Source organism: Paenibacillus guangzhouensis (assembly GCF_009363075.1).
In the GTDB taxonomy this organism is placed as follows: Bacteria; Bacillota; Bacilli; order Paenibacillales; family Paenibacillaceae; genus Paenibacillus_K; species Paenibacillus_K guangzhouensis.
Genome location: NZ_CP045293.1, coordinates 2395522 through 2408854, shown reverse-complemented (window position 1 = coordinate 2408854; position 13333 = coordinate 2395522). Strand labels below are relative to the sequence as shown.

7 protein-coding genes and 1 riboswitch are annotated in these 13333 nt (G+C 49.6%); all 7 genes read left to right on the top strand.

What is annotated here, in order from left to right; genetic code table 11:
- The first annotated feature begins 107 nt into the window (after nucleotides 1-107).
- The 7 genes from GCU39_RS10655 (at nucleotide 108) to GCU39_RS10625 (ending at nucleotide 13316) form a co-directional block, all read left to right on the top strand.
- Nucleotides 108-569 (top strand): DinB family protein, encoded by a 462-nt coding sequence (locus tag GCU39_RS10655; protein ID WP_152393484.1) that lies wholly within the window; start codon nucleotides 108-110, stop codon nucleotides 567-569.
- A 496-nt stretch (nucleotides 570-1065) separates the two neighbouring features.
- Nucleotides 1066-3348 (top strand): 5-methyltetrahydropteroyltriglutamate--homocysteine S-methyltransferase, encoded by a 2283-nt coding sequence (gene metE / locus GCU39_RS10650; RefSeq protein WP_152393483.1) that lies wholly within the window; start codon nucleotides 1066-1068, stop codon nucleotides 3346-3348.
- Between the two features lie 107 nt (nucleotides 3349-3455).
- Nucleotides 3456-3652, top strand: a riboswitch (cobalamin riboswitch).
- A 169-nt stretch (nucleotides 3653-3821) separates the two neighbouring features.
- Nucleotides 3822-9026: an S-layer homology domain-containing protein gene (locus GCU39_RS10645; RefSeq protein WP_152393482.1), complete on the top strand. Its 5205-nt coding sequence runs from the start codon at nucleotides 3822-3824 to the stop codon at nucleotides 9024-9026.
- Nucleotides 9027-9093: 67 nt separating this feature from the next.
- On the top strand, nucleotides 9094-10068 hold the full coding sequence (locus GCU39_RS10640; RefSeq protein ID WP_152393481.1) for a DUF4430 domain-containing protein: 975 nt from the start codon (nucleotides 9094-9096) through the stop codon (nucleotides 10066-10068).
- 1 nt (nucleotide 10069) lies between these two features.
- A complete protein-coding gene (locus tag GCU39_RS10635; RefSeq protein ID WP_152393480.1) occupies nucleotides 10070-10960 on the top strand; it encodes an energy-coupling factor transporter transmembrane component T in 891 nt (296 codons plus the stop codon).
- On the top strand, nucleotides 10933-12621 hold the full coding sequence (locus GCU39_RS10630; protein WP_152393479.1) for an ABC transporter ATP-binding protein: 1689 nt from the start codon (nucleotides 10933-10935) through the stop codon (nucleotides 12619-12621). The genes GCU39_RS10635 and GCU39_RS10630 overlap by 28 nt, the downstream gene beginning before the upstream one ends.
- Nucleotides 12588-13316, top strand: a complete 729-nt coding sequence (locus GCU39_RS10625; protein ID WP_152393478.1) for an ECF transporter S component — start codon at nucleotides 12588-12590, stop codon at nucleotides 13314-13316. Before GCU39_RS10630 ends, GCU39_RS10625 begins: the two co-directional genes overlap by 34 nt.
- The last annotated feature ends 17 nt before the right edge of the window (nucleotides 13317-13333 follow it).

Here is a 13333-nt window from a genome sequence, read left to right as displayed (position 1 = left end):
ATTCATTACTTTTCGCACGTTTGCTCGGGTGCCGTCCTTGCTACAATCATTCCATAGGAAGTCGGAGCAAAACCGACGGATGATGGACAAGGGGAGGAACAACCACGATGAGAGAGGACTTTGTATTCCATATTCTAAACGATCAATACGCCAAGCTTCTGGAGCTTGCAGAGAGATGCCCAGCGGACGGGCGTAATAAGGTGCCGGACGGCTTCAACAATTCGATTCACTGGCATATAGGCCACGTGCTCGTCTCCACAGAATTTCATATTTTCTATTTATCTGGCAATATGCAAGCGATGACGCTTCCGCCCGAGTATATGGCTTATTTCGGTTACGGCACGAAGCCTTCGGATTGGCTTAACGAACCTCCAACCTGGGAAACGCTGATCGAGCAACTGAAGGTGCAGCCCGACCAACTGCGGGAATGGCTGAAGGATAGGCTGATGCAGCCCGTGAAAGATAATTTCTTCAGCGCCGAAACGTTCGGGGGGCTGGTCGTTTCCACAGCTCTGCATGCGTCAAATCATGTGGGCAATGTCTCCGCTATGTTGAAAGCATTGAAGTAGAAGGCAATCCCGTGAAGCTATTCTGATCGTATCGATGCTGCCGATGGCTGCTATGAATTTATGGTTGTTTGCAAATGAGGTCGAATCTACACAATAAAGAAATATGGTGCTGTACTTTCTATAAGGCCAGATTCAATTATTGACGCAGTGCATGTGTTCAAATGCTTAGGTAATAATTCATTTATATCAAGATAACCAGTTATTTTTCGTCAGAGAGCTTACGTTAATTACCAGTATAGAACACTATACATACATGCTTTTTTCTATTGTCGGGATATTCATGTCGCTAATGAGTATATTTTCTTGTCGTTATATTCGCGTCAATAATTCGGCGGACCATACTCTAAGGAACATGCATGAAGTAATTTGGAGTCTGCCAATTCTGCTGTTTGGTATAGCTGTTGGCTATAACTGGATATAGTATTATCCAGTTACACTATATCCGAGTAAACATGGTATCTTTCTTGTAACAACATTTGGCAAGGAGTGTTACGAGATGGCAAAGAGTAGTGTATTGGGATATCCACGGATAGGTGCAGATCGGGAATGGAAGAAGGCGCTTGAAGCATTCTGGGCAGGGAAGCTGGATGAATCCGCATTTCAGAGTCGACTGCAAGAGCTTCGATTGAATCATTTGCGCAAGCAGCAGGAGAAGGGGATCGACCTCATCGCGGTTAATGATTTTAGCTATTATGATCATGTATTGGATACCGCGACGATGTTCGGGATTGTCCCAAGTCGGTTTGAATATGAGGGCGGTGCGGTGCCGTTGTCACTCTATTATGGCATTGCTCGCGGTACAAAAGATGCGACGGCAAGCGAAATGACGAAATGGTTCAATACGAACTATCACTATATTGTGCCGGAGTTGAATGGTGCGACACCGACGTTGACAGAGAATAAACCGCTTAATGCATACCGAGAGGCGAAAGAGAAACTTGGCATTGAAGGCAAACCCGTCATTCTCGGGCCGCTGACTTTCTTGAAATTATCCAAAGGGTATAAGGTTGAAGAGACAGATGCGTGGCTGGATCGCCTTGTCCCTCTCTATGTGCAAGTCCTTAAAGAACTTGCGGAAGCGGGTGTACAGTGGGTACAGATCGATGAACCGATTCTTGTTACGAAAATAGGCGGCGATGATATCGCGAGACTGAAGACGATTTATGAGACATTCGCTACGGCGGTTCCAGGGCTGAATGTGTTATTGCAGACTTATTTTGAATCTGTCGAGCACTATAGCGAGATCATTCAACTGCCAGTGCAAGGGATCGGACTTGATTTCGTACACGGACTAACAGGCAACTTGAAAGCGATCCAGGACATCGGATTCCCGGCGGACAAATTCCTGGGTGCAGGGGTTATTGACGGCCGCGGTATCTGGAGAGCAGATTTGCGTGAGAAGCTGGGTCTACTCGAAGTGTTGTCGAAGATCGTCTCGGAAGATCGTATCCTCGTGCAGTCCTCCTGCAGTCTGCTGCATGTTCCAGTGACCGTAGCGAATGAAGCGAAACTCTTGCCTGAACTGAAGGAAGCCCTTGCCTTTGCCGATGAGAAGCTGGACGAGATTGTTCTACTCACGAAAGGAATTGTGTCCGGTGGTACGAGCATTGAAGATGCGCTTGCTCAATGTGATGCGGCGCTGCTCGGTCTGAAACAATCGAATGAACGGAATCGTAAAGACGTGCAGCAGACCGTTGCTGCGATCAGCGCACAGCAGCCGCAGCGCAGCCGCCCATTCGCGGAACGCCATATCGCGCAGCAGGACAAGTGGCAATTGCCGATTCTGCCAACGACGACGATCGGGAGCTTCCCGCAATCGGCTGAAGTCCGCAAGGCGCGTCAGCTCTGGCGTAAAGGAGAATGGTCGCCTGAGCAATACGAAAGCTTCATTCGGGATCAAATCGATATCTGGGTCAAGTTGCAGGAAGAGATTGGATTGGACGTTCTTGTACATGGGGAATTCGAGCGTACGGATATGGTGGAGTTCTTCGGGGAGAAGCTGGCCGGGTTTGCCTTCACGCAATATGGATGGGTGCAGTCGTATGGATCACGCTGCGTGAAGCCGCCGGTTATTTTCGGGGATGTGGCTTTTGTCGAGCCGATGACGGTCGAAGAGACAAAATATGCACAATCGAAGACCACGCGTCCGGTCAAAGGGATGCTTACCGGTCCGATTACGATCATGAACTGGTCATTCGTTCGTGAAGATATTACCCGCGAGCAGATCGCATATCAGCTGGCGTATGCTTTAAGACAAGAAGTAGAATCACTGGAACAAGCAGGCATCGGCATGATTCAGGTGGATGAACCAGCCGTTCGTGAAGGCTTACCGCTCAAGGAACAAGATCAAGCGACATACCTCGACTGGGCTGTCAAAGCATTCCGCATGACCACATGCACGGTGCAAGAGACGACGCAAATCCACACGCATATGTGCTACTGTGAATTCCATGACATGATCGATTCGATTGAAGCGATGGATGCGGACGTCATCTCGATTGAGACTTCGCGCAGCCATGGCGAGCTGATTCATAGCTTCGAAGAGAACACGTATGAGCTTGGTATCGGTCTCGGCGTATATGACATCCATAGCCCTCGGGTACCGGAAGTGGAAGAAATGACAGGCATGATCGATCGTGCGCTCCGCGTTTTGAATCCGCAACTGTTCTGGATCAACCCGGACTGCGGTTTGAAGACACGCGGGCTCGAAGAGACGGTTGCATCACTTCGCAACATGGTCGAAGCTACGCAAATCGCTAGAGAGAAATATTCCGCATAGGATCGGATGAGGAGACAGGCCGCTCGCGGCCTGTCTTTTTTTTGACGTACGGGTATAAAATTTTGCAATGACAAATATGAAATAATTAGCTATCATAATCATCATATAATCGAATATCAAATTCAGGTGCAATGTTGGTAGAGATCTGTAACCATGCATTGCTTAAAAGGGAAGTTGGGTGCAAATCCCACACGGTCCCGCCGCTGTAAGAGAGGAGTTCTTGCTAGAATCCACTGGGTTAACCGGGAAGGAAGCAAGGGCAATGATACTCGAGTCAGAAGACCTGCCTGTCTTGATACACCATGAACTCTACGAGCGATAGGGGGTGTTTCTTGAACGCTTATTCAAGCTGTTTATTTGAGTAAACCTCTTAACGCTACCCGTTAAGAGGTTTTGTTGCTGTATAGGGGCAAATGCCTCTCTAGCAATCGTAAGCATGATTAGATTTCTGTTGAAGGAAGGGAAGCAAGACAATGCGACAAAATAATAAGTGGATGACATGGCTGCTCTTGTTCAGCATGTTATTTACGGTATTCTTTACAAATGGAATCAACGTATTCGCGGCGGGGACTGATGTATCGCCGAATGGCTATGTCACGGTGTCGGTGGAGAAGTTCACCCTTGGGCAAGGGTACTACCGTGAGCCGGTCAAAGTGCCTTTCTATGCGGGCGAGAATGGAGCCACGGTGCTCACGCGCGTGCTGGGGGAAGATAATATTGATTATCAAGGTAGAATTAAAGACAGTTTCTATCTATCCAGTGTTCAAGATTCTACCTATGGTATAGATGTTCCGCAGTATATTTTAGATCAAATTCATTTAAATGGTTTAAATATCGGAACGAAGATGGACAGTGACTGGCTGGGAGAGAAAGATTATACTCCTATGTCAGGCTGGATGTATCAAGTAAACAACCAATTCCTGAATGTTGGATTTTCACAATATGAGCCACATGATGGAGATGTTATACGTACGCAATTCACGTTATACGGAAGTGGGGCAGATCTTGGGCGACGAAGCGATTCGAATCCGGCCTACATTCAACCGGCGAACAAAGACGCTTTAACTGCGGCTATCGGGGACATTAACAGTGACCCGCAAAAGGGTTCAATTCTCTCAAACCCTGCGGTAAGATCCGCATATGATCAAGCTTATACCGTGCTTCGCACCATGGAGAGTCCGCAATTTAGCGTCGATAGTACGCTCACTGAGTTGACGAAGTCCATGAATCCTCGCATCACCGTTAACGGATTGCAAGATAAACAGGAAGTAAACCAACCTGAACTAAGCTTTAACGTGATTGCTACCGATTACAAAGCCAATGCGATTACACCAGTGGTTACGTTTAATGGGAAACTTGTCTCGGTCGAGAATGGCAAATATAATCTTTCGCTGCAATTAGGAGAGAATACCGTTTCGATCAAGGCAACAGACGACAAATCAAATTCGAGTGAAAAAACTTTTAAGATTACATATAAGCCAGCACCTGTTAATACGAATACGCCTAAAGAACAACTGGATAAAAATCTTAATTATATTCTTAACAAAGTATCAAAACCTCAATTTGGGACGCTGAATGGGGAATGGTCAGTCCTTTCACTGGCACGAGGGAATTATCCTGTACCGGATGGTTATTATGCATATTACTACAATAATGTGGTAGAAAAGGTCAAACAACTAGCCGCAGCAAATAACGGTATATTGGATCCTTCAAAAAGCACGGAAAACTCAAGAGTAATAATAGCTCTTGCTTCGATTGGCAAAAATCCTAAGAATGTCGGCGGCATTGATCTAACACAAGGATTGTCTGATTACGACTATGTCGTGAATAAACAAGGCATCAATGGACCAGTGTTTGCACTGATCGCCTTAGACACTAGAAATTATGCCATACCAACCGCGAAGGCAGGTAAAATACAGACTACAAGAAATAATCTCATCGGAAATATTTTGAGTAAAGAAGCGAATGTGAACACAAGTAATGCAGGCGGATGGGGATTAGGTTCAAAGCCAGATGTAGACATTACAAGCATGACGATTCAAGCCCTTGCACCATACTATGTTACGCAAGAAAAAGTTAAATCAGCTGTAGATCGAGCAGTCAACTGGTTATCGATACAGCAAAATAATGAAGGCAGTTATACAGCTTGGGGTAGCACTAGCAGTGAAAGCCTGTCTCAAGTGGTTACTGCTTTATCATCCATTGGCATAGATGCAAGTACTGACCGAAGATTCATCAAGAACGGTCACTCGGCAATGGAAGCTTTATTATCATTTGCTCTACCTGACGGAGGGTTTATGCATACCAAACCGGTATCAGGCAACCCTCCGAAAGCCGATGGCATGGCAACTGATCAAGGTTCATACGCCCTCGCGGCTTATGATCGATTCATGAAAGGCCAAAATCGCTTATATGACATGACTGATGTGACCAAAGAAACTCCGGATGCACCGGACGATATTGAAGTACTGATTCCAGGCGGGGATCAACCTAAAGTTGTTATTCCGACGGGGTACAACAATTACATCGTCAACATTTCGAAAGAAGATGCAGCGAAGGATATCAGCATTGAGATCCCAAGCAATACGCCGTCCAAAACGCAATTGAACCTTTCCTCTGACGGCAATCTGCCAGGCATTCAAGCCGTGAAAGGTAATGTATCGTTAACGATTCCGAAGGGAACGAAGGTAACAGACGGCGATGCATCGGCCATCGAATTGATGACAGCGTTGGATGCAGCCAATACAGATTTGAAGAATAAGATCACTTCGCTCGTTCCAAAAGAGAAGAAGTTGGAGCAAATCAACCAAGCGGTGACGATCGGTGGAGCTGCACAGGTCGCATTCGATCAGCACGTCACATTGACGTTTGCCGGTATGAAAGGTAAGGATGCATCGTTCATTCAGAACGGCGTACCTAACGCTATCGACAAGTACAGCAGTGAATCTGAAGGTAAGAAGAGTGGCAAAGATGTCTTCGCTTATGATCGTGGGAACGATCTTATCGTGAAGACGAAGCATTTTACTGATTTCGTTGTCTACGCGACAAGTACAGTAACAAACCCAGGCGATGGAGGCACGACGCCGAAGCCAACGAAGCATGTGACGTTATCCGTTGATAAGTTAACGATCAAGAAAGGCTACGTGATCCCTCAGACTAGCATTGACCTGCAGGCGGGGGATACGGCGTGGACGGTTCTGCAGCGTGAACTGGATCGTCGAGGTATCGATTATAGATCAACTTGGAATAGCCAATACAATAGCATCTACGTTCAATCCATCGCAGGAGACGGCGAATTTGACCACGGCAGTGGTAGTGGTTGGATGTACAATGTCAATGGTACTTACCCGAACTATGGCGCTAGCCTTTACGTTCTAAAGGATGGTGATAAGCTAGAATGGCGTTATACAACGGATCTTGGCAAGGATCTGGGTTGGAAAATACCAGAAGACCCTCAACCGAACGTACCACCGCCGCCTGCAGGTAGCGTGACGCCAACACTGGATGCATCCAATAAAAACCCGGTAATCACGGTTCCAGCTGATGGTAAGCAAGATTATATCTTGAACGTGACGAAAGAAATGCGCAGCTTGGATAAAGTGACAATCAATATCCCGAAAGCAAGCCCGAAAGTGATCCTCAATCTGGCGAATGTACAGGACAACTTGCCGTCGATCACCGCTGTCAAAGGCAATACGACACTCACGATCGATAAAGGAACGGTACTGAAATCCGGAGATCCGCTCGTCGAAGTGCTCACGCCGGTCGATACGGGCGATGCTGCCGTACAGAAGCTCGTACAGGCAACGCTAAGCAGCGAGAGCCGCAAGCAAGCGAAGCTGATTCATGCTTTCGTGATGGGAAATGCCAAGGCATCCGTACAATTCGATCGTACGCTTACGCTCGTGCTCAAAGGCGCAAAAGGACAATTTGTGGGGTATATCGAAGGCAACGCGTTCACGCCAATTTCGATCTACGAGTCCGAGAGCAAAGGCATCGAAGCGGCGAAAGGCAAAGCTCAAATCACGTATGCATACACCAAAGATAATGATATCGTCATCCGGACGAATCATTTCACGCAATTCGTTAGCTACACCGTGGATACGTTGAACACGGAGCAGCCATTATCGTTAGAGCAGTTATATTCGGATGCGAAGTCGATCTCGCCTTGGGCCGCCGAAGCGATCCGTGAAGCAAGCCGGAATCATTTCGTCAGCGGCAGTGAAGGGCAATTCAACCCGCAAGCGACAGTGACTAGAGCAGAGTTCGCGAAAATGCTGGCTCTTGTGCTAGGACTCGAACCAACGTCCGATCAGGCTATCGCCTTCAAAGACGTCAAGATAACCGATTGGTTCTATCCATACGTCAATGCGGCTTATCAAGCCGGGTTCATCAAAGGGGATGGGAATCAGTTCCGTCCGAATGACAAGCTGACCCGTGAACAAATGGCAGTCATTTTATACAAATCACTAGGCCTTCAAGCTGCCGACCAATCGGTTGCCCTGCAAGACCTCGCTCAAGTATCTACTTGGGCAAAAGCAGAGGTTCAAGCCGTGATTGCTCACGGCGTCATAACTGGTGCCAATAATCGGTTCGAACCAGCTGGCCAAGTGACGCGCGAGATGGCGACTGTGGTCGCGATGCGTTCCTATCAATACAAAAAAGATCATGCAGTAACCTCGCAACCGAAACCTGAACAGACGACGAAGCCTGTGCAGGATGCTTCGCCATCGTTAAAAGATCAAGTGAAGCAGCAAATCAGCAAAACGGCAGCATTCATGCAGAAGACGATCACCGATCCGGTGATCGGTACGCTTGGCGGCGATTGGACGGTATTCGGTCTGGCACGCTCGGGGATCTCTGTTCCTGATGCCTATTATGCTAAGTACTATGCGAATGTCGAGAAGATCATGAAAGAGCAAACTGGCAAATTGCATGCCGTCAAATATACGGAATATGATCGCGTTATCCTTGGCTTAACGGCCATCGGCAAAAACGTAGACCAGGTCGCCGGATACAATCTTCGCGAATGGCTTGCAGACTACAATACGCTGATCAAGCAAGGGATTAACGGTCCGATTTTCGCATTGATCGCGCTGGACAGCAAATCTTACGATATCCCGGTTGTTCCTAGCGTGAAGACGCAGACGACCAGAGAGCTGCTGATCGATTTCATCCTGAAAAGAGAAATCGCAGGCGGCGGTTGGGCCTTAGGCGAGAAGGCGACGACGCCGGATCCGGACATTACATCCATGGCGATTCAAGGCTTAACGCCGTACTATGCAACGAATCAAGAGGTCAAAGCGGCTGTCGATCGCGCGATTACGTGGTTATCGCAAGCACAGACGGTCGATGGCGGATATGCGAGCTGGGCGTCGGCGAACTCCGAGAGCAGCGCGCAAGTCATCGTTGCCTTAACGGGACTAGGCATCAACCCGCATACGGATGCGAGATTCGTGAAGAGCGGCAAATCCGTTGTCGATGCGCTGCTTAGCTTCGCGGCAGAGAGCGGTGGGTTCTATCACGTGAAGCCGGGCGGCGTGGATAATGGTGGCGCCAAGCCGGGCGAAGTCGATCCGATGGCAACCGATCAGGCGATGTATGCCTTGGTCGCTTATGACCGCTTGCTGAATGGTAAGACACGACTGTACGATATGTCGGACGTGAAGAAGAAATAGAAGGATAGAAAAGCTGTGAAGCAGGGGCGATTCATCGCCCTTGCTTTATCATTTGAGGTGGTCATTCATGTCGATTAAGAAATGGCTTGTTGCCTGCGGAATTGTAGGTCTACTCGTGTTGAGCTACTTCTGGGGCGGCAACGTGCCGAAGTCATCCGATCGAACGGCGGTCAGCAGCGTTGTGAAGCCGTCGGATCTAATCGAGTCCGGCACGAAACAGCAGCCTGAGGAGTCCGAGCATGCTGTGCCGCAAGCTGATCCGCAGTCTGCACACCAGGAACAGCTTTCCTCAGAGAAGCATCCTGAGGAAGAGAAGAAGGCGATCACCGAGCCGAAGCACGAGAATACGCAAGAGGCGAAGCTACAAGAGCCAGCCAACACGACAGACGCAGAAAAAACAAACGCTGCGGAGAAGGCGAAGGCATCCAATTCACCGGCTGCTGCATCGAAAGCTAAAGATGTGAAAGAGGCTGCGGACGGCAAAAAAGGCAAGTCGGATCAGGTGCCTGCAGCAGCCAAAAAGCCGGAGGCCAAGAAGGATAAATACTTGACCGATCCTGTCCCGACCGGGAAGCCGAAGCCGGTGGAATGGCAAGACGTGACGGTCGATAAAAAGAAGAAGCATACCGCAACGTTATCGGTCTCCAGCAAGACAATTCTGGATCATTTGGACGATTTCAATCCCGATAAGCTCGAGATGCTGCCGGAGGACGGTGTGATCTATCCCGCACAAAAGGTCACGTTCTATGAAGGCGAATCCGTCTTCGATGTGCTGCTCCGGGAAATGCGAAAGAACAAAATTCATATGGAATTTTCGATGACACCGATTTATAACAGCAATTATATTGAGGGCATTCACAATATTTATGAGTTCGACTGCGGTGAGCTCAGCGGCTGGATGTATAAGGTGAACGGCTGGTTTCCGAATTACGGCGCAAGCCGTTACATGCTGCAAGAAGGCGATGTGATCGAATGGGTGTATACCTGTGATCTCGGGCGAGATGTAGGCGGCGATACGGCTGCCGGAGGAGGGAAGGGTTAAAATGCGAGATTCCTTCTCTACGTACCATCCCATCATCAATCTAATCTATTTCGTCGCGGTATTGGCATGCAGTATGTTGTTCATGCATCCTGTCTTTCAGCTCATCGCTCTACTCAGCGCCATGATCTATTCCATTCTGTTGAAAGGGAGAAGAGCGGTTCGATTTCAGCTGCTCTATATGCTGCCGCTGCTGATCGTCATGGCGGTCATGAATCCGCTCTTCAACCATGCAGGAGTAACAATTCTGTTCTATCTGCGGAACGGCAATCCGATGACGCTCGAATCCATCATGTATGGAATTGCCGCAGCTGTAATGTATGTGACGGTCATCCTGTGGTTCTCATGTTACAACGCCGTGATGACCTCCGATAAGTTCATCTATCTCTTCGGAAGAATCATCCCTGCGCTGTCGTTGATCTTCTCGATGGTGCTTCGATTCGTTCCGCGCTATGCGGCACAGGTCAAAGTGATTACCTACGCGCAGCGGTCAATCGGCAGGGATATCACGCAAGGCAGCATCCTCGCAAGAGCACGCCACGGCATACGCATCCTATCGATCATGATCACATGGGCGCTCGAGAATGCGATTGAGACAGCCGATTCGATGAAATCGAGAGGTTATGGGCTGCCGGGACGCACCAGCTTCTCCATGTACCGATTCGATCGCAGGGATCGGGTCGTGCTGATCATCATGCTGGGGCTCATCGGAGGGATCGTCGGATCGGCTTGCTTCGGTCAGAACGCGATTCGCTTCTTTCCGTCGATTCGAATGTCATCGATGACGACGGGGAGCATCTTCGGCTTTGCCGCTTATGGCTGCTTCTGCTTGCTGCCGGTGGCGATACGACTTGTGGAGGATATGAAATGGAAATCTATCGAATCGAAAATGTAAGCTTTACGTTTCCGCTCGCTTCAGGCCATGCACTGTCGGAAATCGACCTAACGATAAAGAGCGGAGAGTTCATCACGGTATGCGGCAAGTCTGGCTGCGGGAAGAGCACCTTGCTCCGGCAGCTGAAGTCGATCTTGACGCCGCATGGACAGACGCAAGGTACGGTCCTGTTCCAGGGAAGACCGCTGAAGGACGTGGAACAACGGACGCAGGCCGCCGAGATCGGATTCGTGCTGCAGCAACCGGATAATCAAATTGTGACGGATAAAGTCTGGCATGAGCTCGCATTCGGCCTTGAGAGCTTAGGGGTCGATCAGCAGACGATCCGCCTCCGCGTCGCCGAGATGGCAAGCTTCTTCGGCATCCAGGCCTGGTTCCACAAGAACGTCACGGAACTATCTGGTGGGCAGAAGCAGCTATTGAATCTGGCCTCTATCATGGCGATGAATCCGTCCGTCTTAATCTTGGATGAACCGACATCGCAGCTCGATCCGATCGCGGCCGTCGATTTCCTGGAGACGATCAGCAAGATTAATCGGGAGTTGGGCACGACGATTATTCTATCGGAGCATCGCCTGGAAGAAGTCTTGCCACTATCGGACCGACTTATCGTGCTGGATCAAGGCCGCGTGATCGTTGACGACACGCCAGCCCTAGCGGGAGAGAAGCTGCATGCGATGCAGCATCCGATGTTCGCATCGATGCCGACGCCGATGCAGATTCATGCGGGTGTAGCGCGAGGGGGCGAGCGTCCGTTGACCGTGAAAGAAGGTCGGAAGTGGCTCAATGCCTATACGCACGATCGAAAGGTTGAACGCATCGCAGCGACTAGCACGAAGGAATCACGAACTTCAGCACCTGTAGTGATTCATTTCCAAGACGTCTGGTTCAAGCACGACCGGAGCGGACCGGATGTGATTAAAGACCTCTCGTTCGACGTGCGGGATGGGGAATTCTACTGCATGGTCGGCGGGAACGGCACCGGGAAGACGACGACTTTGTCGCTCATCAGCGGCGTCCTGCAACCGTATCGTGGCAAGATCACGATGCAAGGTGAGAAGCATGCGAAGCGGGAGCGTCATCCGATCGTGAAGCACCGATTAGGGGTTCTTCCGCAGAACCCGTCGTCGCTGTTCGTGAAAAAGACCGTGGAGCTCGATTTATATGAGATGCTTACGGATGTGCCGATCAGCAAGGAAGAGAAGAAGCAAAAAGTCGACGCCGTCGTTGAATTTACGGAACTCGGACATTTACTGGCGATGCATCCCTACGATCTTAGCGGCGGGGAGCAGCAGCGTGCCGCATTAGCCAAAGTTCTGCTGTTAGATCCGAAGATCCTCCTGCTCGATGAACCGACCAAAGGACTAGATAGCTTCTTCAAACAGAAGCTCGGTCTGTTCCTAAGGAAGCTGCAGCGTCAAGGTGTAACCATCGTGATGGTCTCGCATGATGTCGAGTTCTGCGCAATGTACGGCGAGCGTTGCGCCATGTTCTTTGATGGCAGCATCATCGCGTCGCATCCTGCGCAGCAGTTCTTCGCAGGGAACCGGTTCTATACGACGGCAGCCAATCGCATGGCAAGACATCTATGGCCCGAAGCGGTGACAATGGAAGGGGTGATCGCACGATGTCAGGCCAATCCGACACCAAATCTCGCCTAAGCCGTAGAACGCTGCTCGCTTCCTTGCTCATTCTTATCGTTATCCCGATCACGATCGGGATTGGCATCTTCGTCCTGGATGATCGTAAATATTTTTTCATCAGTCTACTCATCCTGCTCTACACGATGGTGCCATTTGCGATCGTCTTCGAGCGGAGGAAGCCGCAAGCGCGGGAGCTGATTGTCATTGCCGTACTTACAGCTATCGCCGTCGCGGGGCGGGGTGCCTTCTTCATGCTGCCGCAGTTCAAGCCAGTGGTGGCCATCGTGATCATCGCCGGCATCTGTTTCGGAGCCGAGTCGGGATTCCTCGTCGGCGCGATGGCAGGCTTCGCGTCGAACTTTTTTTTCGGCCAAGGACCTTGGACGCCTTGGCAGATGTTCTGCTTTGGCATCATCGGATTCATTGCCGGCATTTTGTTCCAGCGAGGCTGGCTGCGTAAGACAAGGCTCTCGTTATGCCTTTTCGGCGGCATATCCACGCTGCTCGTCTATGGCGGCATCATCAACCTTGGATCGCTGCTCATGTTTACGCCTCATTTTACATGGGAAGGACTGCTTGCAGTGTACGCATCAGGCTTTTGGTTCGATATGGTGCATGCAGTGGCAACGGTGTTTTTCTTGTTTATTCTAGCGCGACCGATGTTTGAGAAGCTGGAACGTATCAAAGTGAAATATGGGTTAATCGATCCGTAGGATTAACGAGACAGGCT

Coding starts and splice junctions, on each gene's coding strand:
- metE (WP_152393483.1), top strand. CDS start 1,066: ATGGCAAAGAGTAGTGTATTGGGATATCCACGGATAGGTGCAGATCGG.
- GCU39_RS10655 (WP_152393484.1), top strand. CDS start 108: ATGAGAGAGGACTTTGTATTCCATATTCTAAACGATCAATACGCCAAG.
- GCU39_RS10635 (WP_152393480.1), top strand. CDS start 10,070: ATGCGAGATTCCTTCTCTACGTACCATCCCATCATCAATCTAATCTAT.
- GCU39_RS10625 (WP_152393478.1), top strand. CDS start 12,588: ATGTCAGGCCAATCCGACACCAAATCTCGCCTAAGCCGTAGAACGCTG.
- GCU39_RS10640 (WP_152393481.1), top strand. CDS start 9,094: ATGTCGATTAAGAAATGGCTTGTTGCCTGCGGAATTGTAGGTCTACTC.
- GCU39_RS10645 (WP_152393482.1), top strand. CDS start 3,822: ATGCGACAAAATAATAAGTGGATGACATGGCTGCTCTTGTTCAGCATG.
- GCU39_RS10630 (WP_152393479.1), top strand. CDS start 10,933: ATGGAAATCTATCGAATCGAAAATGTAAGCTTTACGTTTCCGCTCGCT.